The organism is Cohnella xylanilytica, assembly GCF_014212175.1.
In the GTDB taxonomy this organism is placed as follows: Bacteria; Bacillota; Bacilli; order Paenibacillales; family Paenibacillaceae; genus Cohnella; species Cohnella xylanilytica.
On sequence record NZ_JACJVR010000027.1, the window covers coordinates 23,484 to 47,815 of the forward strand.

The following is a 24,332-nucleotide window of genomic DNA, read 5'->3' on the forward strand; positions in this document are numbered from 1 at the left end:
TTCGTCCAGCCGCGTCTCTCCCTCCGTCCGTCCGATCTTCTCCGCGTACCCTTCCGGCGCCAGGAGAAGGGCGACTTTGCCTTCCGCCGGCACCCTCAGCTTGCGAACGAGAGCCTCATCCATTGGCCTCGCGCTCCTTCTTCCCCTTCTCGAGCAGCTCCCGGAACACGACGCTCACCATGATCAGCCCCGCCACCGGCGGCACGAAAGCGTTGCTCGAAGGCGGCTGCTGCGCCTTGCGGATCTCCTTCGGCGCCGTATCCGGAACGATCCGCTGCGTGACGTCCTCCAGCGGCTTGATCGGCTCCTCCTTCGAGAAGACGACCTTGACGCCCTTCTTGATGCCTTCCTTGCGCAGCTTCTGACGAACGACGCGGGCGATCGGGTCGACGCTCGTCTTCGAGATGTCCGCCACCTCGAACCGGGACGGATCCATCTTGTTGGCGGCTCCCATGCTGGAGATGACCGGAATGTCCCGCTTGAGGCATTCCTTGATCAGGTGGATCTTGTAGGAGATCGTGTCGGAGGCGTCGATGACGTAATCGAGCTCGTACTTGAACAGCTCCTCGTACGTCTCCTCCGTATAGAACATCTTGAGGGCGATAGCGTCGCATTCCGGATTGATCAGCTTGATGCGGTCGCGCATGAGATCGGCCTTCGGCTGGCCTACGGTCGTCGTCAGCGCGTGAATTTGCCGGTTGATGTTGGTGATATCCACGACGTCCTTGTCGATAAGAATAAGCCGGCCGACGCCGGATCGGGCGAGCGCTTCGGCCGCGATCGCGCCGACGCCGCCGATGCCGAGCACGGCGACGGTGCAGCCCTTCAGAATATCGAGCCCCTCCGGGCCGATCGCGAGTTCGGTTCTCGAGAATTGATGTAGCATGCTTCGTGTCAGCTCCTTCTCCATAGGCAGGAAAGACGCCGCGCCCCGTCTAGGGACGGGAAACGCGGCGCTTCCTGCGATTAGGGACTGTCCTTAAGCTTGGCCGGCCGTCTCGGCTTCGGCATCGGCGGGCGCCGCCGACTTCGCTTGGGCGGCGAGCGCCTTGCCCGCGAGCCGGATGTGCAGATCGTCGAGCTGGCGGTCGGCGACGGCGGACGGAGCCTCGCAGAGCAGGTCGGTCGCGCTGGCCGTCTTCGGGAAGGCGATCGTCTCGCGCAGGTTCGTCCGGCCGGCGAGCAGCATGACGAGGCGGTCCAGGCCGAACGCGATGCCGCCGTGCGGCGGAGTGCCGTATTCGAAGGCGTCGAGGAAGTAGCCGAACTCCTTCTTCGCTTCCTCCGGCGAGAAGCCGAGCGCCGCGAACATCTTCTCCTGCACGTCGCGGCGATAGATCCGCATCGAGCCGCCGCCGACTTCGTAGCCGTTCAGCACGATGTCGTACGCTTGCGCGCGGATCGCGCCCGGGTCGGTGTCGAACAGATGCAGATCTTCGTCGTGCGGACGGGTGAACGGGTGGTGCAGAGCGACGTAGCGCTTCGCCTCTTCGTCCCATTCCAGCAGCGGGAAGTCGACGACCCACAGAAATTTGTACTGGCTGTTGTCGATCAGACCGAGCTCGCGGCCGACCTTCAGGCGAAGGTTGCCCATGACGTCGGCGGCCGTCTTCAGCTTGTCGGCGGAGAAGGTGAGCAGGTCGCCTTCTTCGACGTTCAGCCGCTCGGTCAGCGCCGCGATCTCTTCCGGCTTGAAGAACTTGACGATCGGGCCGCGCCATTCGCCGTCCTTGACGGTAATCCACGCGATGCCCTTGCCGCCGTAGCGGGCGGCGAACGGCTGCAGATCGTCGAGCTCCTTGCGGCTCCAGCTCGCGCAGCCCTTGGCGTTAAGCGCCTTGACGACGCCGCCGGAAGCGGCGACGGACGCGAACACCTTCACGTCGCTGTTCTTGACGATGTCGGTCACGTCTTCGATCTCGAGGCCGAAGCGCAGGTCCGGCTTGTCGGAGCCGTACTTGTGGATGGCATCGTGATACGTCAGCCGCTGGAACGGAGTCGGAATCTCGACGCCGATCGTCTCGCGGAACAGCTTCGCCGTCAGCTCTTCCATCATGCCGAGAAGCTGGTCCTGAGACAGGAACGACGTCTCGATGTCCACCTGCGTGAACTCCGGCTGGCGGTCGGCGCGCAGGTCCTCGTCGCGGAAGCAGCGGGCCACTTGGTAGTAGCGCTCGATGCCGCCGATCATGAGCAGCTGCTTGAACTGCTGCGGGGATTGCGGCAGGGCGTAGAATTCGCCCGGATGCACGCGGCTCGGCACCAGGTAGTCGCGCGCGCCTTCCGGCGTGCTCTTCGTCAGAATCGGCGTCTCGACGTCGATGAAGCCGTTGTCGTCGAGGTAGTCGCGGAATACCTTCGTCGCCTTCGAACGGAGCCGCAGCGTCTTCTGCATCTCCGGCCGGCGCAGGTCGAGGTACCGGTACTTCAGGCGGAGCGCCTCGTCCACCTCGACGCCGTCCTCGATCGGGAACGGAGGCGTCTTCGCGCTGTTGACGACTTCGACTTCATGCACTTGAATCTCGATCTCGCCGGTGGCGAGGTTCGGGTTGAACGTCTCGGGATCGCGCTCGACGACTTTGCCCTTGACCGCGAGAACGTATTCGTTCCGCGCCCGGCTGCCGATGTCGAGAGCCTGTCCGGAGAATTCCGGGTTGAAGACGATCTGGACGATGCCCGTCCGATCGCGCAGGTCGATGAACAGAATGCCGCCGAAGTCGCGCCAGCCTTGGACCCAGCCGTTCAGAACGACCGTCTCTCCTACGTGTTGTTTCGTTAACGTGCCGCAATCTCGGTTTTTGAGCATCATGATTGACGTTCCCCTTTTCCTATTCCGTAATAATGGACTTGATCGTCTCCGCCAGTCCGCTGAGCGGAACTTGCCGCTGCTCCTGCGCGGCCATGTTCTTCAAGGCGATCTCGCCGCGGTCCAGCTCGTCGTCGCCGAGAATGGCCGCGAACTTCGCGCCCGCGCGGTCCGCCGCCTTGAACAGCGCCTTCGTCTTGCGGCCCTGGTAATCCCGCTCGACCGCGAGCCCCGCTTCGCGCAGCCGGTGCACGATGCCCGGCGCTTCGCGCTCGGCGCGTTCGCCCATCGCGATGAAGTAGACGTCGACCCCGGAGCCCGCGTCCGGCTTGACGCCCTGGCTCTCGAGCAGCATCAGCGTGCGCTCGAGCCCGATGCCGAGACCGACGCCGGGGCGGTCGTCCCCGCCGACCTCGGCGACGAGGCCGTTGTAGCGCCCGCCGCCGCCCACCGTGTCGATGGCGCCGATGCCTTGCGCCTTATACTCGAACGCGGTGTGCGTGTAGTAGTCGAGCCCCCGCACGAGACGCGGATTGATCGCGTACGGGATCCCCATCGCGTCGAGGCACTCCCGCACGCGGGCGAAGTGCGCCTCGCACTCCTCGTCGAGGCTGTCGAGAATCGAAGGCGCGCCTTCGAACTTCGCCTGGTCGACCTTGCAGTCGAGCACGCGCAGCGGATTGCGCTCCATGCGCGACTGGCAATCCTTGCACAGACTGTCCTTCATCGGCGTCAGGAAGTCCAGCAGCTTCGCCCGGAACGCCGCCCGCACCTCGGGCGTGCCGACGGAGTTGATCTCGACCGTGACGCCGCTAAGCCCCAGGTCCTTATAGAAGCTGAAGCCGAGGGCGATCACTTCGGCGTCGAGCGCCGGATCGGCGGAGCCGATCGCCTCGACCCCGAATTGGTGGAACTGGCGGTAACGCCCGGCCTGGGCGCGCTCGTAGCGGAACATCGGGCCGATGTAATACAGCTTCGCGATGTCCGGCTCGCCGTACAGCTTGTTCTCCACGTAGGAGCGGACGACGCCCGCCGTTCCTTCGGGCCTCAGCGTCATGCTGCGGTCGCCGCGGTCCGTGAACGTGTACATCTCCTTCTCGACGATGTCGGTCGTCTCGCCGACGCCGCGCTGGAACAGCTCCGTCGTCTCGAAGATCGGCGTGCGGATCTCCCGGAAGCGGAAGCGCCGGCACAGCTCTCTCGCGGTCTTCTCCACGAATTGCCATGTCTCGGAGTTGCCGGGCAGCACGTCCTGCGTGCCCGGCGGTTTCTGGAACGCCATGTTGAATCACCCTTCCTTCGTCTTGCCTGCAACCGTAGGCGCGTCCGCCGCACTAAAAAAGCTCCCGTCCCCGGCATGCGATAGAAGCATGTCAGGGACGGAAGCCTTCGATTCGTCTTCCGCGGTGCCACCCGTCGTTCGACGCCGTTCTCCGCGACTAAGGGTTCCCCATCGTCCGGAGCGGCCATCGCTCTCGTCCGGTTAACGCCCGGCCGCGCCTCCGCGCTACTGATGCGGCCGCCCAGGGGCGGCTGCCGTTCGCGCGAGGTTCTCGGGGAGGTCGTTCGTCCGGTCATCAACGGAGAGCTTGCAGCCGAAGGCTCTCTTCTCTGGAGATGTGGGGCCGGAGTACTGATTCCCGTCATCGAATCATGGCTAGATACAGTTGAGTCCTATTCTAATCCATCGGCAGGAGACCTGTCAACTTGCGCTTGCCCGTCTTGCGCTTGCCCGTCTCCCCCGATGGGCAGCGCTTCCAATTCCGGGACGGTGTGCTATAATACGGGGCAAACGCTTCCATCGCGAGGGAGAAGATGCGACCGTGTCCTCCGTTCAAGCCGCGCGCGTCCCCAAAGTCCGGTCCCTGCGCCGGACGCTGGTCGCGTACCTGATGATCGGCTGCCTCATTCCGCTTCTGTTCGTCTGCCTGCTCACCTACTCCTCCATCTCCTCGATCTTGACCGGCAAGATCCAGACCGGCATCGGAGCCGGCCTGAAGCAGGAGGCCGACCGGCTCGAGAACGCCCTGAACAACCTCGACTTCGCCTCGAAGCAATTCGCTCTCGACGGCCAGATCGTGGACGAGCTGTCGGCGTATCTGCAGGAGAGGAAGATCTACCGGAAGTCGCAGCTGATGGATTCCATCAACGCGAAGATGAACCTCGTCAATTTCACCAATCCGTACCTCGGCCTGACCGCTTACATCCTCCCGGACGCCTCGGATTCCGTCCTGTTCTCGAACCTGAGCATGGAACGGAGCTTCGACGCCGGCAAGCTCCCCCTCTTCGTCGAGAAGAACGGCGCCAAGTATTACGGCCCGCACAAGACGATGTACTACAACAGCAACAACCTCGTCTTCTCCGAGATCCGGAGCGTCCAGGTGCAGGGCGAACGGCAAGCCTACATTTACCTCGAGACCAATTACGATCTGTTCGTCAAGGTGCTGAGCCGCCAATCCTACGGCATGAACGTCGTTCACCTGCTCGTGAGCCAGCAGGGCACCGTGACCGCCGTCGAGAACGAGCGCCTTCCGGACTCGGTGCTCGAAGCCGTTCGCGCCGAGCGGACCCGAAGCCTGTTCCGGGCCGGAGACTACCACCTGTTCCGCTACGTCAGCCCCCAGGGCTGGCAGCTCGTCGCGGCCGTGCCGGAATCGTCGTTCAACGGGGAGATCTACTCCTGGATCCGGAAGATGATCGTCCTCGGCCTGTCCACTCTCGTCTTCGCCGCCCTGCTCGCGTTCCTCATCTGGAAGCAGGTGTACCGCCCGCTGCGGAAGGTGAACGTGGAGATCGTGCGGCTCGCCGAGAACCGGACGTCCCCCGTGGCGTTCACGCAGGTCGAGGAATTCGACTTCGTGCTCAGCAACTTCCAGACGATGAAGGACAAAGTCAACGAGCTGATCGCCGCCGTCGCGCGCAACGAGAAGCAGAAGAGCCGATTCGAGATCGAGAAGCTGCTGAGCCAGATCAACCCCCATTTTCTGCACAATACCTTGAACACCGTCCAGTGGCTCGCGCGGATGAACGGCCAGAAGGAGATCGACAAGCTCGTCACGCTGCTCGTCAAGGTGCTGCATTACAACCTGGGGAAAACGAGCCTGATCGTAACCGTGCGCGACGAGATCGACGCGATGAGCAATTACATGGAGCTGCAGCGCATTCGCTACGACTACGAGTTCGAATTCCATGTCATCGCCGAGGAGGAGATCCTCCGGATGCCGGTGCCCCGCTTCCTGCTTCAGCCTCTCGTCGAGAACGCGATCTATCACGGGCTGAGCGAGCGCAACGGCCGCATCGAAGTGTCCGTCGTCCCGTCCGGTCCGGACCATGCCCTGCTCAAGGTCGAAGACAACGGAGCGGGTCTCGATCCGCAGGAGATCGCGCGGCTGCTGTCGGAGGAGAACGAAGGCGTCAAGCGTCGCGGCATGGGCATCGGCCTCTCGTACGTGAACGGCATGCTCCGCCGGTTCTACGGGGAAGGAACGAGGCTCATGATCGAGAGCGAGCCCGGCCGCGGGACGTCCGTCTCCATCCGGATCCCGAGACGGATCGCCGACGACCTCGAGGAGGAGCGGCTGTCCGGGTAGAAAACGGTTCGATCCGAAGAGACTTTGGTTCGACAGAAGCAGACAGCCCTCCTTCGACGGAGGGCTGTTTTCGCTCTCGGCGGGGGCGGGGCCAGGGGTACAATGTAAACGCATTCGAATCCCGCAGTTAGGAGAGACCCCTATGGCCGCAACGTCCGGCAAGCTCGAGCTGGAAGCCCAAGCCCCTTACTTCCGCCGAGGCTTGCCCAACAAGTACAAGCTGTTCCTCATGGCGTTCCCGTTCCTCGTCGTCACGTTTCTCTTCTTCTACCTGCCGATCTACGGCTGGATCTACGCGTTCTACGACTACTTCCCCGGAATCCCGTTGTCCAAGACGCCGTTCGTCGGCTTCAAGTGGTTCCGGACGATCGCCTCCAACCCGATCCAGACCGAAGAAGTGCTGCGCGTCATGAAGAACACGCTCGCCATGAGCGGGCTCGGCATCGCCACCTCCTTCTTCCCCGTCGTCTTCGCGATCCTGCTCACCGAGGTGAGGACCGGCTGGTTCCGCAAGATCGTCCAGACGCTGACGACGATTCCGAACTTCATCAGCTGGATTCTCGTCTACTCGATCGCCTTCACCCTGCTCTCGGTCGACAACGGCCTCGTCAACACGCTGCTCGTGAAGCTCGGCATCGTAGACCAGGGAATCAATTTTCTCGCATCCAATTCGAACGTATGGGGTCCGATGATTCTGTGGTATTGGTGGAAATCGCTCGGCTGGACCGCGATCATCTACCTGGCCGCCATCGCCGGCATCGACCAGGAGCTCTACGAAGCCGCCGAAGTCGACGGGGCGTCCCGCTTCCGCAAGATCTGGCACATCACCGTCCCGAGCCTCGTGCCGACCTTCTTCGTGCTGCTGCTGCTCGCCATCGGCAATCTCGTCAACAACGGCATCGAGCAATACTTCGCGTTCCAGAACGCGATGAACAAGGACACGATCGAGGTGCTCGACCTGTACGTGTACAACATCGCCTTCAGCAACAACTTCCCGTTCGCCACCGTCGTCAGCATGCTGAAGTCGATCATCAGCGTATTTCTACTGTTCCTCGCGAACGGCCTGTCCAAATGGGTTCGCGGCGAATCGATCCTGTAAGCGGAGGTGCGGCCGTCCGATGAGATCCTCGCGGCTCAGCGCGGGAAGCGCTGTTTTTCAAGTCGTCAATTACACGTTCCTCGGTCTCTTCACTCTGTCCTGCGTGTTCCCGTTCTATTACCTGTTCATTAACACGATCAGCGACAACAGCTTGTCTTCCACCGGCTATATTACGTTCTATCCGCGCGGCGTTCACTTCAACAATTACATCGACGTGCTCAAGATCAGCGGACTCGGGCAGGCCGCGCTCGTCTCGCTGTACCGGACCGTCGTCGGCACGCTGCTGACGGTCGGGGCTTCCGCCTTCCTCGGCTACCTGTTCACGAAGCGGGAGATGTGGGGGCGCACCCTCTCGTACCGCGGCGTCATCGTGACGCTCTATTTCAGCGCGGGGCTTATCCCCTGGTACCTGACGATGCACAATCTGCACCTGACCAACAACTATCTCGCCTACGTGCTGCCTTCGATCATCTCTCCGTTCAACATCATCCTGGTGAAAACGTACGTCGAATCGCTTCCGGCTTCGCTCGAAGAATCGGCGGCGATCGACGGCGCGGGCTACCTCCGGATCTTCGGCAGCATCGTGTTCCCGCTCTGCATGCCGATTCTCGCGACGATCACGATCTTCTCCGCCGTCTATCAGTGGAACGCGTTCGTGGACACGGCCTTCCTCATGACGGACACGAAGTATTACACGCTTCAGTATTTGCTGTACCGGTACCTCAACGAGGCGAGCTCGCTCGCGAACCTCATCAAGAACTCGTCGGACTTGTCCGCCGTCAACGTGCAGAGCATGCAGACGCCGACTTCGATCCGGATGACCGTCACGATGATCGTCGTGCTGCCGATCCTGCTCGTCTACCCGTTTTTCCAGCGGTTCTTCGTGAAGGGCATTCTGCTCGGCGCCGTGAAGGGCTGACAAGCTTTCCCATTCCGGGAATCCGGAAGTGGGAATCCGAAAGCGGGAGTCCGGAAATTCGACTATCGGGTCGTTCCCCGTTACCGGCGGGGTGGACTAATAAATGATCAAGGGGTTAACACCACAAGGGAGGCAACGAATCGATGAAATTCAGAACTATCGCGGCTTCGCTGCTCGCGATCAGCCTGGCCGGGGCGATGACCGCATGCAGCGGGAGCGGAAACGGAAGCGGAGGCGGCAAGAATGGGGCTTCTTCCGGAGGCAAGGAGCCGGCCGCCGCGACGGCGACCGCTTCGGGATCGGGCTCGCCGGAGACTTCGGCTTCCGGGCTCGACCGTTCGAAGGAGCTCAAGCTGACCGTCTTCTCGACGACGGCCAACTACGCGGGCGAACAGACCGGCTGGTTCGCCAAGATCATCAAGGACAAGTTCAACATCAAGCTGAACATCATCGCCTCCAACCTGGACGGCGGCGACAACAAGATCGCGGCCATGATGGCCTCCGGCGACATGGGAGACATCATCGTGTTCGGGGACGACAAGGGCAACTACCCGAACGCGATCAAGGCGGGACTGCTGCTCGACTGGACGAAGGACGGCCTGCTCGACAAGTACGGGCAGGACATCGTCAAGAGCTTCCCCAAGGCGATCGAGAAGGCGAAGATCTCGTTCGGCGGCGGCAGCGCGGTATACGGCATCGGCAACAACGTGGCGACCAACCAGCCGGGGCCTTCCGAAGGCAAGGACATGACGTGGGGGCCGGATCTGCGCTGGGATCTGTATCAGAAGATAGGCGCGCCTCCGATCGATTCGATCGAGGACTACCTCCCCGTTCTGAAGAAGATGCAGGAGCTCGAGCCGACCAACGAGCAAGGCAAGAAGACGTACGCCTTCTCCCTCTGGTCGGACTGGGACGGCAACTACAAGTTGACGCTCGCCAAGCAGTTCGCGAACATGTACGGCTACGACGAGATCGTCGACACGGCCGTGTACGTCAAGGCCGACGAGCCGAAGTACTACGACTTCCTCTCCGACGAGAGCTGGTACATGAAGTCCCTCAAGCTCTACTTCGACGCCAACCAGATGGGGCTCGTCGACCCGGACTCCCTGTCCCAGAAGTTCGACGAGGTGACGGCCAAGTACAAGGACGGCCGCCTGTTGTTCTCCTGGTTCCCGTGGCTGGGCGCGGCCAATTACAACACGCCGGAACGCACCGCCCAAGGCAAAGGCTTCGCGCTCGTTCCGTTCAAGGGCGAGAAGGTCTGGTCCACCGGCTTCAACCAATACGGGGGCAACGGCATCCTCTCCATCGGCGCGAAGGCGAAGGATCCGGAGCGGATCATGGAATTCATCAACTGGTTCTATACGCCGGAAGGGGCCATGATCTCGGCGGGCGGAGGCACCTCGATCCCGAACGGCCCGAAGGGACTGCTCTGGGATATCGGCTCCGACGGCAAGCCCTACGTGACCGACCTCGGCTGGCAAGCCTACCAGGATCAGAAAGGAACGCAGATGCCGCAGGAGTACGGAGGCGGCAGCTTCGACAACGGCATGAACAAGATCAACTTCTCGTTCGTCGTTCCGTCGCTCACCAATCCCGAGACGGGCGAGCCTTACGACCATAACCTGTGGGAGACGTCTCTGAAGCGCAATCCGACAAAGCTGGACAGCGACTGGCGCGAGAAGATGGGCGCCCTGACGGCGAAGGAATACTTCGTCAAGAACGATATGGTCGCCGTCGCTCCCCAAGGCTTCACCGGCAAGGAGCCGCTGCAGATGGATCAGGCGCTTCTGCAGAAGAACAAGCAGATCGGCACCGTCATCCAGCAATATTCCTGGAAGATGGTGTTCGCCAAGAACGAAGCGGAGTACGAGAAGCTCAAGGCCGAGATGCTCAAGAAGGTCAAGGGACTCGGCTACGACGAGGTCATGGCGTTCTCGGTCAAGAAGGCCGAGGAATTGTTCGAAGCCCGCAAAAGCGTAAGTCCGTAAGCCGCCGGCGCCCGACGGCGAGCAGCCGCTCGTTATCTTCGGATAACGGGCGGTTTTCGACCTTTATCCGCTTTTATTTATGTTATAATCCAAATATATCCATCCCCATATCCGCCTAAGGAGGCAGCTGACGATGATTAGAGCCGTCGTTGTCGACGACGAGAGATTGGTTCGCAAAGGCTTCATCTCCCTGATCGATTGGTCCGCGCACGGCATCGCGATCGTCGGAGAAGCCGGCGACGGCAAGTCCGCCCTGGACTTGCTGGATACCGTCGAGGCCGATCTGCTGTTCACCGACATCACGATGCCGCACATGTCGGGCTTCGAGCTCATCAAGGCGGTGCGGAGTCTTCACCCCCGGATCCGATCGGTCGTGCTCACCTGCCATCACGAATTCGATTACGTCCACGAAGCGCTAAGGCTCGGCGCCATCGACTACATCGTGAAGACGCTGCTCGAGCTGGAGAACGCCGACGACGTCATCCGCCGCATTCTCGAGCGCTTCGACTGGGAGGAAGCGAGCCGGGCCGCCGGCCTCGCCGCCGATTCCCGCAAGCGCATCGCGGCCTCCTCCGCCCTCCTGTTCGTCCCCCGCTCCCGGGAGGAAGCCGGCGGGGACCTGCTTCGGCTCCCTTCCGTTCGCCGCAACGCCCTTCTCGATCTCGGCCGCATGTGGCTGTCCCCGCTCGTTCATCCCGTCCGCCCCGAAGAGGCGGCCCGCGAGGCGGCGGGCGAATGGGGAGACCGCTGGCGGATCGTCTCGCTCTCCCGCGTCGGAGACGAGCCGCTGGACGAAGTCTCGTCCGTCCTCGAAGCGGCTGTTCCCGGGCTGCTCTTCTACTCCCGCGCGAAGCCCGGCGAGGCCGTTCGCGCCGATTATCGGGAGCTGGCGCGGCCCGCCGGCGCCGTCCGCGGGGCGGACGCCTGCCCCGAGCTCGACCCGGAGCGCGATCCCGATCTGAGATGGGCCTTCTGCGCGGAGGACCGGGAGCGGCTGCTGAGGCGGATCGCGGAGAAGAAGCCCCCGAAGGAGGCGATCGAGGAATTCGGAGCGCGGCTGTGCAGGGAATGGGAGCCGCTCCTGCTTCGCCCCGCGGAGGCGGAGCGGCTTCGCGAGGAGACGGAGCGGAACGTCTCGTGGGCCGACTGGGAGAATTGGCTCGGCCGGTTCTCGGACAAGGCCAAAGGCCGCATGGCGGAGCTCGGCCTGTCGAAGGAAGTGATGCTCTGCCTGCTGCGGGCCGTTCAGTTCATGCGCCGGCACGCGGGGAACAAGATCAACCAGAACGACGTCGCCGCCCACGTCAGCATGAGCCGGAGCTACTTCAGCCAATGCTTCGCCCGGTTCGCGGGCCAGTCGTTCGGCGACCTGCTGCGGACGATGCGCCTCGAGAGGGCGAAGTCGCTGCTTCTCACGACTTCGATCCCCGTCTACGAGATCGCCGCTGCCGCCGGCTTCGAGGACGACAAGTACTTCAGCAAGCTGTTCCGCGACAAGGTCGGCAAGCTTCCGACCGAATTCCGCGCCTGCGGCGGCGAGCGGGACAACGGTTCGAACCGGGGGGAAAACGGATGACAAACCGCGAACCGTCTTCGCGCGGGAGAAGCCGATTTTCTCTCTGAATCGACTGCTCGGAACGATTATTATGTAAGCGCAACCATTGTTAAGGATGGCGCGCTTCGAAACGGAGGCCCACATGCAAGCGAATCGGATGTTCCTGCCGGCGATGGCTGCGGCGATGCTGCTCGGAAGCGGCGCGTTGGGAGGCTGCGCATTCGGCGTCGGCGGAGACGGAGACGGTGCCGCGTCGGACCGGACGGGCGAAGCCGGCGATCCTGCCTACGCGAAGTTCGAGGAGCCGGTCGTGCTTCGCATCGGCTTCAAAATCCCGGACGCGAGGCTTACGACCGGCGACACGAACGACAACAATCCGATGTCGCGCTACCTCGAGCGGATGACCAACGTCAAGGTCGTCCACTCCTGGGAAGCCAAGGGGGACGACGCCTTCTGGCAGCAGGCCGAGCTGGCCGTCGCCTCGAGCGATCTGCCGGACGCGCTCGTCGTCAACCGGGAGCTGCTCGACAGGCTTGTCAGCCGCGGGCTCGTCGAAGATCTTGGCGCGACGTTCGAACGCTACGGGTCCCGGCTCGTCAAGGACTTGTACGACTCCACCGGCGGGAAGGCCCTCGCGGAAGCCACCTTCGGCGGCAAGCTGTACGGCCTGCCGAACGTCGCCATCGAGGCGGACGCGATGTCGCTGCTGTGGGTCCGCCAGGATTGGCTCGATCGTCTCGGCCTGGCGGCTCCCGCCACTCCGGACGATATCGGCCGCGTCGCCCGCGCGTTCGTCGAACGCGATCCGGACGGCAACGGCAAGCGGGACACGGTGGGCCTCGCCGGCTTCAAGGGCGTCGTCTACGGGCAGAAGCCGAACGTCGGCGGGTTCGACTCCGTCTTCGGCGCCTACCGCGCCTTCCCGAAGAACTGGATCCGCGGCGCCGACGGACGTCTCGTCTACGGGTCGATCGCGCCCGAGAACAAGGAAGCGCTCGCCAAGCTGGCCGAGTGGTACAAGCTCGGGCTGATCGATCCGCGGTTCGCCCTGTACAAGGAACCGCAGGAGCCGATCGTCACGAACCGGGCCGGCTTGTTTTTCGGTCCGTGGTGGATGCCCTATTGGCCGCTGTCGGAAGCGGTGGCGACCGACACGAAGGCGGAATGGCGGGCCTACGCGGCTCCCGTCGACGCGGCCGGCAAGTTCGCGACGCATCTGGCTCCCGTCACCGACCGCTATCTCGTCGTGCGCCGGGGCTACGAGCATCCGGAGGCCGTCGTGAAGCTGCTTAACTTTTTTACCCGGCTCGAGCGGCGCCAGGATCCCAATGCCGAGGAGGTCAAGCTGATCGACGAATTCGCCGCCCGGACCGGCATCCAGCCCCGCGCCTACTATCCCTTCGACCTGCTGATCGACGACGCGGACGCGATCATGCGGCGGTACGAAGGCGTCCAGAGCGCGCTCCGCGGCAAGCTGACGCCGGATCGGCTCGATCCCGACACGCGCAAGGTATACGAGTCGACGATCGAGGAAGAAGCGAACCCGAAGAAGGACCTCGACGGCTGGAAGGAAGCCCAGGCTTACAAGTACGGGGTCGGGGCGTTGATCGAGGCGCCGATGGTCAAGGTGCGAAGCGAGTTCTACGGGACTACGGAGACGATGAAGGCGAAGTGGGCCGAGCTCGAGAAGCTCGAGAACGAGACGTTCCTGAACATCATCGTGGGCGACTTGCCGGTCGGCGCCTTCGACGGATTCGTCGAAGAGTGGATGCGGCTCGGCGGCGAGCGGATCACCCGCGAGGTCGAGCTTGCGATTGCGGCCGATCCGATGCCATGAAGGGAGGTGACGTACGGGCCGAGGCCCGCGCACGGGCGAGCGGCGACACGTCGGCGCCGCGCCAGCGTTGCCAGATTCGAGCAATTTATCTCTCGAGGAGGTATCGTAATGTTAGTCCATTGGCGAAAAAGAGCAAGCGCGGCGTTCCTGGCCGCCGCTATCGTCGTCTCGGGGGTCCCGTTCGCGGGTCAAGCCCCTTCGGCCCACGCGGCCGGAAGCGAAGCCTACGATTGGCGCAACGTCGTGACCGGCGCGGGCGGCGGCTTCGTTCCCGGCATTATTTTCAACGAGAGCGAACCGAACCTGATCTACGCCCGAACCGATATCGGTGGCGCCTACCGGTGGAACGAGGCGACAAGCAGCTGGACCCCCATCTCCGATTCGGTCGGGTGGGAGGATTGGAACAAGAACGGCGTCGACGCGCTCGCCACCGACCCCGTCGATCCGGACCGGGTCTACATGGCGACGGGCACGTATACGAACGATTGGGACACGAACGGACAGATCATGCGGTCGACCGACCGGGGCGAGACTTGGGAGTCGACTCCCCTGCCGTTCAAGGTCGGCGGCAACATGCCCGGGCGCTCGATGGGCGAGCGGCTCGTCATCGACCCGAACAAGAACAACATTTTGTTCTTCGGGGCAAGAAGCGGCAACGGCCTGTGGAAAAGCACCGATTACGGCGTCACCTGGAGCAAGGTGACCAGCTTCCCGAATCCGGGCACGTACATTCAGTTTCCGGGGCAGGAATACGGCAGCGACATCGTCGGCCTCTCCTGGATCACGTTCGACAAGTCGACGGGCTCTCCCGGCAGCGCCACGCAGACGATCTACGTCGGCGTCGCCGACAAGGAGGGGAACAACGTCTACCGGAGCACGGACGGCGGCGCCACTTGGGCGGCCGTTCCGGGGCAGCCGACCGGCTTCCTGCCGCATCACGGCGTGCTCTCCTCCACCGGCAAGCTGTACATCTCCTATAGCGACGGCGTCGGTCCGTACGACGGAGCGAAGGGCGAAGTGTGGAAGCTGGACACGGCGACGGGCGTCTGGACGGACATCAGCCCCGTTCCGAGCAGCAGCGCCGACGATTACTTCGGCTACGGCGGACTCGCTGTCGACGCCCAGCATCCAGACACGGTCATGGTCGCGACCCTGAACTCCTGGTGGCCGGACGCGAATATCTACCGCAGCACGAACGGCGGCGCGAACTGGACGAAGATCTGGGACTGGAACGGATACCCGAGCCGGACGCTTCGGTATACGCAGGACATTACGGCCGCTCCTTGGCTCACGTTCGGCAAGAACGCGAATCCGCCGGAGCCCGAGCTTAAGCTCGGCTGGATGATCGGAGATCTCGAGATCGACCCGTTCAACTCCGACCGGATGATGTACGGAACCGGCGCGACGATCTACGGCACCAACAACCTGACGGCTTGGGACAACGGAGGAACGGTGAACTTGAAGGTCATGGCCAAGGGAGTCGAGGAGATGGCCGTGCTCGGCCTCGTCAGCCCTCCCTCCGGCGCCCATCTGCTCAGCGCCATCGGCGACGTCTCCGGCTTCCGCCACGACGACTTGACGACCGCGCCGACCAAGTACCAGACGAACCCGCGTTGGGCGACGTCGTACGGCATCGACTTCGCGGAGTCGAACCCGAGCTTCGTCGTCCGCGTCGGGATGGCGGATTACAACGACACGACCGAACCGAATCCGCGGTCCATCGGCATCTCGAACGACGGCGGCACCAACTGGTACAAGGCGAACTCCGAGCCGTCCGGCACGGCGGGAGGCGGCCAGGTCGCCGTCGCCGCGGACGGAAGCTCGATCCTGTGGAGCACGTCCGACAAAGGCGTCTTCTTCTCGAAGACCGGCGGCAATTCGTGGACCGCGAGCGCGGGCGTTCCGTCGAACGCGAAGATCGCCTCCGACCGCGTCAACAAGAACAAGTTCTACGCGTTCTACGCCGGAACGTTCTACGTGAGCACCGACGGCGGGGCGACCTTCACCGCGACCGCGGCGACCGGGCTGCCGACGAACAACGTCGGCGGGCTGCTGCCTAACGAAGCGCAGATCAGCCTCAAGGCGGTTCCCGGCATCGAAGGCGACGTCTGGTTCGCGGGCGGCAATCGGACCGAAGGCGTCTATGGCTTGTGGCACTCCACGAATTCCGGCGCTTCGTTCACGAAGCTCTCGAATGTGCAGGAAGCCGATCTGATCGGCTTCGGCAAGGCCGCACCCGGACAGAACTACATGGCTCTCTACACCGTGGCGATGATCGACGGCGTGCGCGGAGTGTTCCGCTCCGACGACATGGGCGCCTCCTGGGTGCGAATCAATGACGACGAACACCAATACGCCCGCATCAACATGGCGATTACGGGCGACCCGCGCATCTACGGCCGCGTCTACCTGGGCACGAACGGCCGGGGCATTCTCGTCGCCGACCCGGTGAACACGCCGGTTCCGAACTCGACGATCAGCCCGACGACCGCCGCCTTCGACAAGAAGACCGCGAATCAGGCCGACGTGAACGTAACGCTCACCTTGAACGGCAACACGCTGACGGGGATTAAAAACGGAACGACGACTCTCGTCTCCGGGACGGACTATACGGTGTCGGGAACGGCCGTCACGATCAAGAAGGCTTATCTTGCCTCCCGGCCGATCGGCACGACGACGCTGACGTTCGCCTTCAGCGCTGGCGCCGCGGCTACGCTCGCGGTCAACGTCGTCGATACGACCTCGACGGCGAACAATTCCACGATCAGCCCGACGACCGCTTCCTTCGACAAGAAGACCGCGAACCAGGCCGATATCGGAGTGACGTTGACTTTGAACGGTAACACGCTGACGGGGATTAAAAACGGAACGGCGACTCTCGTCTCCGGGACGGACTATACGGTGTCGGGGACGGCCGTCGCGATCAAGAAGGCGTATCTCGCCGCCCAGCCGGTCGGCACGACGACGCTGACGTTCAACTTCAGCGCCGGAGCCCCCGCGACTCTCGCCGTCAACGTCGTCGATACGACCTCGTCCGGGGGCGGCTCCGTCAAGCTGCAAATGTACAACGGCTCCACGACCGCGTCGACCAACACGCTGAACCCCAAGTTCAAGCTGGTCAATACCGGGACGACGGCCGTGAACCTGTCAGACGTGAAGATTCGCTATTACTACACGATTGACGGCGAGAAGGCGCAGAACTTCTTCTGCGACTGGTCTAGCGCAGGCACCGCGAACGTGACCGGCACGTTCACGAAGCTGGCCGCGGCCAAGACGGGCGCGGATTACGTGCTGGAGATCGGGTTCACGAGCGCCGCCGGCACCTTGGCCGCGGGCGCTAACGTCGAGATTCAGACGCGGATCTCGAAGACGGACTGGACCAATTACACGCAGACGGGAGACTACTCCTTCGACGCGACCGATACCGCATACGCCGATTGGACCAAAGCTCCGGTCTACGTCTCCGGCAGCCTCGCTTGGGGCGTAGAGCCTTAATTTCGGAACGGATATGAAGAACGGGCGGCTTCCTCTTCGGAGGAGGCCGTCCTTTTTATGCCGCATGCGCGCTTCGTTTCGTCGATGGAGTCATGAGAGCGGCTAACGTTAGATTTTCAAAATGAGCTTTTACGGCCAAATAGCGACTCCTGAGTCCGTTAGAGCGCTGGCCCGCGAACCTGCAAACAAAGAAAATAACCTGCCGACAAATCCGACAGGTTCAGGTTGAATATATATTGAAAAAAGGGGGTCACCTTGTATAATAGAGAACTTCTTTTAAGAAACGATGATAACAAGGTTACAGTTGTGTTACAAAAAAGGAAGCGCTTATCGCGGCCGTCTCTTATTCCACCGAGAATTCTGCCTGCTTATAGTTCGTATAGGACGTGCCTTTCTGGATTACCACGTACAAGTAGTACGCCCCCGGCTGCAATTCCTCCTCGATGGTAAACGACGGTTGTTCAGAAGACACATCCTTCCTCCCGTGCGGGAAGTTCAAAATGGCTTCTGCACGAACCACGTTTAGAGGCTCGCCGCCGTGCAATAAATAATAGGCTTGAGATTCGCCTTCCGGCAATCCTTCCAGATTTACCGTCGCCGTTCTGCCGTCTACGTCGACGTTCACTCCATCGAACGGGAAATCCCCTTGAAATTCGGTAGGCAAGCTAAGGTACTCTTGCACTTCGCTCGTCCGTTCCCCGCTCACACCCACGATATAAACCTTATAGGATTGGTTCTGGAATAACTGATCGATCGTGAGCGTCGTCGGAATGAATGGGTTGGGGTCGACGTCCTTCTTCCCCAATGCCTTAAAGCCTTCCACTCCATCGACATTCTGCGACACGATCTGTTCCTTAGACGGTGCAGGAGCGTCCGCGTTCAACAGCATGTAGTACACCGTATCAGCTCCGTCGGTGCGCGTAACGACCGTTAGCTGATCGCCCTGTCCCGCGTTCGGGAATCTGAACGTTCCGCTTTGTTCTACTCTCACCGTCGGAGGAAGCTCCGTAGAGTCCGACAGCGTATGGAAGGTGACGGAGACGATCTCGGATTGTTTGTCCGACGCCGTCGCGAAGACGTACAGAGTATATCCGGTGCTCGCCAATAATCCCGTCAGATCGAGAGTCTTCGGATTCGGACCGATCTCCGTCGAGCCGAATCGAACCGCGTTAGCGCCTCCTCGGATATCATCCGCGTTCGGTATGGACGTTCCTGGCCCATACACCGCGTAATACAAAGTGCCCGATTGGGTCGACGATACTTTGTAATGAGCCGCGGTCGTGCCGATCTCTCCGCTGCTCGTATCGATGGTCGCAACTGGGACCTGAACTTCGAGAGGCTTCGTGCTGAACGTGACCGAGTCGATCTCCGATGTTTTATCCGCTGCCGTTACAACCGCGTACAGCTTATACTCGGTGTTCGGGCTCAGATCGAAAAGATCGATCGCATCCGCTTCCGTTCCGATCGGCTTATTATCGTATCGAACCGCTTCAATGCCATTCCGAATATCGTCCAAGCTGGGTTCTGCAGCCCCCGGCCCATACAATGCGTAGTACAATGTGCCTGGCTTGGTCGACTTCACGCTGTAATGAGCCGTAATCGTGCTGATCTCTCCGCTGCTCGTATCAATGGTCACGATCGGGGCCGACGCTTCGGCCGGTTTCGTCGTGAACGAGACGGAGACGACAGCCGATTGTTTATCCGACGCCGTCGCAAAGACGTACAGGGTATATCCGGTGTTCGCCGATAATCCCGTCAGATCCAGAGTCTTCGGATTCGGGCCGATCTCCGTCGAGCCGAATTGTTCCGCGTTCGCGCCTCCTCGGATATCCTCCGCGCTTGGAATGGCGGTTCCTGGCCTATACAACGCGTAATACAAGGTACCGGATTGCGTCGACGACACTTTGTAATGGGCCGCGATCGTGCCGATCTCTTCGCTGCTCGTATCGATGGTCGCGACCGGCGCCGGAACCTCGACCGGCTTCGTCGAGAACGATACCGAGACGATCTCGGATTGTGCCGCAGACGCCGACGCGAAGACGTAGAGGGTATATGCGGTGCTCGCCGTCAAGTCGCTCAGCTCGATAGCCTTCGGATTCGGGCCGATCTCCGTCGAGCCTGCTGTTACCGCCCCCGTGCCGCTGCGGATAGTATCGGCGCTCGGCGCGGACGCCTCCTTCGGATACACGGCGTAATACAGGGTGCCCGATTGGGTCGATGCCGCTTTATAACGAGCCCAGGTCGTACCGATCTCTCCGCTGCTCGTATCGATGGTCGCGACCGGCGCCGGAACCTCGACCGGCTTCGTCGAGAAAGATACCGAGACGATCTCCGACGTCATATCCGACGCTACCGAGAAAACGTAAAGCTTGTAGCCGGTGTTCGCCGCGAGCCCTTGCAGATGAATAGCCTTCGGATTCGGGCCGATCTCCGTCGAGCCTGCCGCAATCGCTCCCGTGCCGCTGCGAATAGCGTCCGCGCTCGGCGCGGCTGCTTCCGCCGGATACGCGGCGTAGTACAGAGTTCCCGATCGGGTGGACGATACGTTGTATTGAGCCGCGGTCGTGCCGATCTCCACGCCATTCGTATCGATCGTCACCACCGGAGCCGGTACGGCGACGGCTTGCGTCTTGAACGACACGGAGACGATGTCCGATTGACGTGACGTTGCGACCGCGTAAGCGTATAGCACGTAACCCGTATCCGCCGTCAGCCCCGCGAGATCGAGAGTCTTCGGATTCGAGCCGATCTCCGTCGAACCGAACTTCACGGCTCCTTTCCCCTCTTTGATCTCCGCGGCGCTCGGTTTGGCCGTTCCGGCCGGGTACAGCGCGTAATACAAGGTCCCCGAGCGGCTCGAAGAGATGCCGTAACGGGCCGATTCCGTCCCGATCTCGCCATGGGCATCGTCGATCGTTACCTTCGGAGCGGGAATCGGCGTCGAGGACGAGTTAGAAGGCGGCTGCGGAGCTGGAGGAGGCACGGTGACCGACACCGGGATCGGAGCTTCCCCGCCGCCGCCCTTCACGTCGGTGCCGAACAGCGACTTTACCCCGTCCACCTCGATGACCGGCGTCTTGGACGAATCCAGGGTAAATCCCGACCCGAGGATAATCGTGATCGTTTTCTTATCATCGGACAAAACGAACTTATCCCGATTCGGATCAAGCGGGACTCCGTTGATCGTAATCTTGGACAGGTCGATCGTCGAGCCGTCGATCCCCGCCGTCATCGCGATCACCAGCCGGTTGTCGGAAGCGAAGTCGGCTCCCGACACTTTGACGGGGGACGACGATTCAATCTGCTTCTTGGTCTCATAAGAGCCTAGTACTAACAAATTCCGCGTGGCTTGCGTTTGACCGCTGAACTGACCGTCGGCGCCCGAGCTTAGCAGCTTCAATTGAAGTGCCGTTGCGACATACTGCTTAGCCCATGGGGAGACGGTTGGATCCTGAAGCGTTGGAGAGCTTGCATTCGCCTCCTGGCCAAGGACTCGAACCAAAAAGGTAGCAAGCTGCTCCTTCGTCACCGTTCCGCCCGGATTGAAATTGCCGTCTCCGACTCCTTCCGTAATGCCGGCTTGTTTGAGCGCTTCGATGTACGGCAGAGCGTACCCGCCCGAGGAATCCGTCGTAACGTCTTTGAAAGACGACGTTTTCAGATCCTTGTCCACTTCCAAGCCCATGATCAGAGCCGCGACTTTGGCGAATTGAGCCCGGTCCATCTTCTCATTAAAACCGAACGTTCCGTCCGTCATGCCGTCGAAGATGCCCGACTCGATGAGCGCGTCGTACTTCGCCTTCGTCGCCGCGTCCAGTTCCTTCAAATCCGTGAAGTCGCTTGACGTGAGCGCGGCCGCATTCGCGGCGGGCAATCCCAACAATAACGACGACGCGAGAAGCATGGCCTTCTTGTTCATTGAATGAATCCCCCCAATTCATATTGGTTTCCGCTACCATTTTATATCGGATACAATTAAACTTTGTATGACCCTTCGCGCAAAAAAACTTCGAAAGACCATTTCGCTAACAGTCTTCTTGGGATAAGGAGATATGAAAGTCTCGTTCATCGTTGCAATCGGAATCGGAATTACAGGATCGCGTTCATAGTTCACGTTCTCTAACGAAACCCAGGAAACGCTATTTGCGTCAAAAAGCCCATTCTGAAGCTCTAACGAATCCCAGCGAACTTATTTAGGGCCACACGGGGGAAAAAGGAGCTTCCAGCATGAATTAGCGTCTATACGATTCGTTAGAATTGAAAATCCACGATTTTCAGCGAAATAACGTCTCCTCGATTCGTTAGCCTCTTCCCCCAATCGAAACGGGAACCAGACAAAAAGATAGAAGCTCAACCCGATACGATCTCCACAGCCGTCGAAAAAAAATAGCGCGGGAGTCCGCGCCGATTCACTGCGACTAAGCCTGTCGTCTCGATTCGTTCCACTTCTCCAACGCTTCCAGCTTGTCGTCGATATATTTCTCGTACGTGTCGATGTAGGCTTTCGGCTCCTTCGGATTCGCGAGCCGCGTGATGGCCCCCGTCACGGGGTCGACCCACTTGCTCGTCGCGCCGCAGCCGAGCCCGACGATGGACTGCATCTCCTCGATAATGAGAATGTTATAGAGGCTCTCCATGCCGGGGAACGAATAGCCCACGTTCTCCAGGTTGCCGAGGATGTTTTTCTGACGATACAGATAGTAGGGCGCATACCCGCGCCGATCCGTCCAACGGACGGCCTCGTCCATCATCTCGCCGATCTCCTCGCGCGTCGCCACCTTGTACTTGGCCTCTCCTCGATGCTGGGTCATCTCGGAAGCCCGCTTGAACGACAGCGTATGGACCGTCAGCGATTCGGGCAGCAACTTGTCGGTCTCCGCGAGAGTATGCCGGAACTGCTCCGGCCCTTCGCCAGGCAGGCCGATGATCAGGTCCATGTTGATGTTGGTCATGCCCATGCCGCCCGACAGATGGAACTTCTCGATCGTCTCTTCCACCGAATGGTGCCGGCCGATCAAATCGAGCGTCTCCTGGATGTAAGATTGCGGATTGATGCTGATCCGGTCGATGTTCCACTTGTTCAGGACGGCCAGCTTCTCGGGCGTGATCGTGTCCGGGCGGCCCGCTTCCACCGTAATCTCCCGCACCGTGCCAAGATCCGGGAACGAGGCGGCCATCTCCGCGTACAGCGCGTCCATCTCCTCGGCCGTGATGCTCGTCGGCGTGCCGCCGCCGTAGTAGATCGTCGTCACCTTGACGTCGTGATCGCGCAGCCACTTGCCGATGACGCGGATCTCGTGATGGAGCCCGTGCAGGAAGCCGTTGACCGAGCCTTGGCGGCCGTTGATATCGTAGGCGGGAAAAGTGCAATACGCGCACTTGGTCGGACAGAACGGGATGCCGATGTAGACGCTCACTTCCTTGCGCAGGTCGTACAAATCCGGCAAGGCGTGAAGCTGGCGCTCCACGATCCGCTCCATGAGCGCGATTTTGGCATCCGAGACGAGGTAGTCCTCCCGCAGCGTCCGCCGGACCTCCTCGCGCTCGACTCCTCGGCGAAGCCCGTCGTGCATCAGCTTCGTCGGACGGACTCCGGTCAGGACGCCCCACGGCTGCACGATCCCCGTCTCCCGCTGCAGCACGTCCACGAGCGCCCGGCTCATCGTCTGCTTCAGAAGCTTGCGTCTCTCCTCGTAGGGCGCGGCGGCGGGAACCGCGGTCTCGTGGCGGACGTCCCGCTCCGGAGAAGGGAGCGTCCCTTCGTCGCCGGGCATGCTCTCGCCGGCCGCAGCCGGGATAAGCGCGCGCTTCGCCAGCGTCGCGCGGACGAGAATGCGGCTCTCGTCCTCGGACGCGTCCAGCGCGATGTTCAGGTCCGCCTCCGGATCGGGCTCGGCGGAGAACGTCACTCTCGGATTCTCGTAGAAAAGCGGAACAATGTGAGAAAGCGACCGTTCGTACGAGGAATCGGCCGCGGATAAATGAATATGCATGTGAATTCGATCCCTTCCGGCATGAGAATGAGGAGCGCCTCTCGCGAGCGCGGATGGGCGCGGTCGCGGGGGTGGGCCGGCGAGATGCGGCGGCGACCGACGGCGACCGGCGGCGACCCGGCCTGCCGCGTCCGCCGCATTCCCGGCCGGTCGGCTGTGCACGTCGCATTCCCGGCCGCCCCGGCCGCCCGCCGACGCCTCCGCCGCCCTATCGCTCGGCCGCATTCCCCCGCCCGCCGCATTCCCCGTCCGGCAGATTCCCCGTCCGGCAGATTCCCCGTCCGGCAGATTCCCCGCTCGGCAGATTCCCCCGCCGGGTCGTCAGCCCCGCGTCATCGGCGGATGGCGCCGGCCGTAGCCGCCGCCGGCGCGCGCCTCGTGCCCGAGCTCGTCGGCGAACTCCGAGCCGGCCTGCCGCGCCAGCGCCTCGCGCCGTTCGATCGGCGCCCCTTCTCTCATCGCCCTTTGCACTTTCGCTTCTTTGGCGGATTGCCTCACTCTGTCGACTTCCTTTCCAATCCAGGGATCGACATGTAGTGTTGCCATCCGCCGCCCGGTTCAACCGGGCTTATCCAATCGGGCCGCCGCTTAAGAGCCGCCCGGGCTGTCCAAAATCAGCGTAACCGGACCGTCGTTGACGAGAGACACTTCCATCATGGCGCCGAACAAGCCGGTCTCCACCCGGATCCCTTTGCCCCGCAGGAGCTCATTGAACCGGTCGTACAGCTCCGACGCCTTCTCCGGCCGCGCCGCCGCCATGAAGTTCGGACGCCTTCCCTTGCGGCAATCTCCGTACAACGTGAACTGCGACACCGACAGAATCGCTCCCCCGGTATCCTCCAGCGACAAATTCATCTTGCCTTCCGCGTCCTCGAACACGCGCAGCCCCGCCACCTTGTCCGCCATCCAGGCCAGATCCGCTTCCGAATCCTCGTGCCCGATGCCGACCAGCAGCAGGAAGCCGGCCCCGATCTCTCCCGCAACCGCCCCATCCACCCGGACGGACGCACTCGATACTCGCTGCAATACGACTCTCACTTCTCGACT

Annotated in this window: 14 protein-coding genes; 7 read left to right on the top strand and 7 right to left on the bottom strand. The window is 61.8% G+C overall.

The genetic code is table 11. The features are described 5' to 3' along the window. Positions 1-115 precede the first annotated feature (115 nt). The 3 genes from H7B90_RS07925 to hisS all read right to left on the bottom strand — a co-directional run bounded on the left by H7B90_RS07925 (position 116) and on the right by hisS (position 4,088). Positions 116-886, bottom strand: a complete 771-nt coding sequence (locus tag H7B90_RS07925; protein WP_185135317.1) for a tRNA threonylcarbamoyladenosine dehydratase — start codon at positions 884-886, stop codon at positions 116-118. Between the two features lie 93 nt (positions 887-979). Continuing rightward, the gene (gene aspS, locus H7B90_RS07930) at positions 980-2,809 is read right to left on the bottom strand and encodes an aspartate--tRNA ligase (RefSeq protein WP_185135318.1); all 1,830 of its coding nucleotides are present in this window, start codon (positions 2,807-2,809) and stop codon (positions 980-982) included. A gap of 19 nt (positions 2,810-2,828) precedes the next feature. Next, on the bottom strand, positions 2,829-4,088 hold the full coding sequence (gene hisS / locus H7B90_RS07935) for a histidine--tRNA ligase (protein WP_185135319.1): 1,260 nt from the start codon (positions 4,086-4,088) through the stop codon (positions 2,829-2,831). A 541-nt stretch (positions 4,089-4,629) separates the two neighbouring features. Here hisS and H7B90_RS33340 point away from each other — a divergent pair. From H7B90_RS33340 to H7B90_RS07970, 7 genes are all read left to right on the top strand, one after another. Further along, complete coding sequence (locus tag H7B90_RS33340) at positions 4,630-6,396, top strand: sensor histidine kinase (RefSeq protein WP_185135320.1); 1,767 nt, start codon at positions 4,630-4,632, stop codon at positions 6,394-6,396. A 142-nt stretch (positions 6,397-6,538) separates the two neighbouring features. Next, entirely contained in the window at positions 6,539-7,495 is a 957-nt protein-coding gene (locus H7B90_RS07945; protein WP_185135321.1) for an ABC transporter permease, read from the top strand. 19 nt (positions 7,496-7,514) lie between these two features. After that, positions 7,515-8,414 carry a carbohydrate ABC transporter permease gene (locus tag H7B90_RS07950; RefSeq protein ID WP_185135322.1) on the top strand — a complete coding sequence of 300 codons (900 nt, stop codon included), beginning with the start codon at positions 7,515-7,517 and terminating at the stop codon, positions 8,412-8,414. 143 nt (positions 8,415-8,557) lie between these two features. After that, complete coding sequence (locus H7B90_RS07955) at positions 8,558-10,405, top strand: type 2 periplasmic-binding domain-containing protein (protein WP_185135323.1); 1,848 nt, start codon at positions 8,558-8,560, stop codon at positions 10,403-10,405. Positions 10,406-10,538: 133 nt separating this feature from the next. Continuing rightward, on the top strand, positions 10,539-11,981 hold the full coding sequence (locus tag H7B90_RS07960; protein ID WP_185135324.1) for a response regulator transcription factor: 1,443 nt from the start codon (positions 10,539-10,541) through the stop codon (positions 11,979-11,981). A 121-nt stretch (positions 11,982-12,102) separates the two neighbouring features. Beyond that, a complete protein-coding gene (locus tag H7B90_RS07965; protein WP_185135325.1) occupies positions 12,103-13,797 on the top strand; it encodes a type 2 periplasmic-binding domain-containing protein in 1,695 nt (564 codons plus the stop codon). Between the two features lie 108 nt (positions 13,798-13,905). Next, the gene (locus tag H7B90_RS07970; protein WP_185135326.1) at positions 13,906-17,292 is read left to right on the top strand and encodes a X2-like carbohydrate binding domain-containing protein; all 3,387 of its coding nucleotides are present in this window, start codon (positions 13,906-13,908) and stop codon (positions 17,290-17,292) included. Positions 17,293-17,635: 343 nt separating this feature from the next. Here the strand turns inward: H7B90_RS07970 and H7B90_RS07975 are convergent, their stop codons facing one another. The 4 genes from H7B90_RS07975 to dtd all read right to left on the bottom strand — a co-directional run bounded on the left by H7B90_RS07975 (position 17,636) and on the right by dtd (position 24,323). Continuing rightward, entirely contained in the window at positions 17,636-21,211 is a 3,576-nt protein-coding gene (locus H7B90_RS07975; protein ID WP_185135327.1) for an S-layer homology domain-containing protein, read from the bottom strand. Between the two features lie 499 nt (positions 21,212-21,710). After that, on the bottom strand, positions 21,711-23,285 hold the full coding sequence (locus H7B90_RS07980) for a coproporphyrinogen III oxidase (protein WP_185135328.1): 1,575 nt from the start codon (positions 23,283-23,285) through the stop codon (positions 21,711-21,713). A 321-nt stretch (positions 23,286-23,606) separates the two neighbouring features. Then, positions 23,607-23,783: a hypothetical protein gene (locus tag H7B90_RS07985; protein ID WP_185135329.1), complete on the bottom strand. Its 177-nt coding sequence runs from the start codon at positions 23,781-23,783 to the stop codon at positions 23,607-23,609. A gap of 90 nt (positions 23,784-23,873) precedes the next feature. Next, entirely contained in the window at positions 23,874-24,323 is a 450-nt protein-coding gene (gene dtd, locus H7B90_RS07990) for a D-aminoacyl-tRNA deacylase (protein WP_185135330.1), read from the bottom strand. Positions 24,324-24,332 lie beyond the last annotated feature (9 nt).

What these genes read in the sequence shown, in the direction of transcription:
- H7B90_RS07925 (WP_185135317.1), bottom strand. Translation starts at nt 886, where the DNA reads ATGCTACATCAATTCTCGAGAACCGAACTCGCGATCGGCCCGGAGGGG.
- aspS (WP_185135318.1), bottom strand. Translation starts at nt 2,809, where the DNA reads ATGATGCTCAAAAACCGAGATTGCGGCACGTTAACGAAACAACACGTA.
- hisS (WP_185135319.1), bottom strand. Translation starts at nt 4,088, where the DNA reads ATGGCGTTCCAGAAACCGCCGGGCACGCAGGACGTGCTGCCCGGCAAC.
- H7B90_RS07945 (WP_185135321.1), top strand. Translation starts at nt 6,539, where the DNA reads ATGGCCGCAACGTCCGGCAAGCTCGAGCTGGAAGCCCAAGCCCCTTAC.
- H7B90_RS07950 (WP_185135322.1), top strand. Translation starts at nt 7,515, where the DNA reads ATGAGATCCTCGCGGCTCAGCGCGGGAAGCGCTGTTTTTCAAGTCGTC.
- H7B90_RS07955 (WP_185135323.1), top strand. Translation starts at nt 8,558, where the DNA reads ATGAAATTCAGAACTATCGCGGCTTCGCTGCTCGCGATCAGCCTGGCC.
- H7B90_RS07960 (WP_185135324.1), top strand. Translation starts at nt 10,539, where the DNA reads ATGATTAGAGCCGTCGTTGTCGACGACGAGAGATTGGTTCGCAAAGGC.
- H7B90_RS07965 (WP_185135325.1), top strand. Translation starts at nt 12,103, where the DNA reads ATGCAAGCGAATCGGATGTTCCTGCCGGCGATGGCTGCGGCGATGCTG.
- H7B90_RS07970 (WP_185135326.1), top strand. Translation starts at nt 13,906, where the DNA reads ATGTTAGTCCATTGGCGAAAAAGAGCAAGCGCGGCGTTCCTGGCCGCC.
- H7B90_RS07975 (WP_185135327.1), bottom strand. Translation starts at nt 21,211, where the DNA reads ATGAACAAGAAGGCCATGCTTCTCGCGTCGTCGTTATTGTTGGGATTG.
- H7B90_RS07980 (WP_185135328.1), bottom strand. Translation starts at nt 23,285, where the DNA reads ATGCATATTCATTTATCCGCGGCCGATTCCTCGTACGAACGGTCGCTT.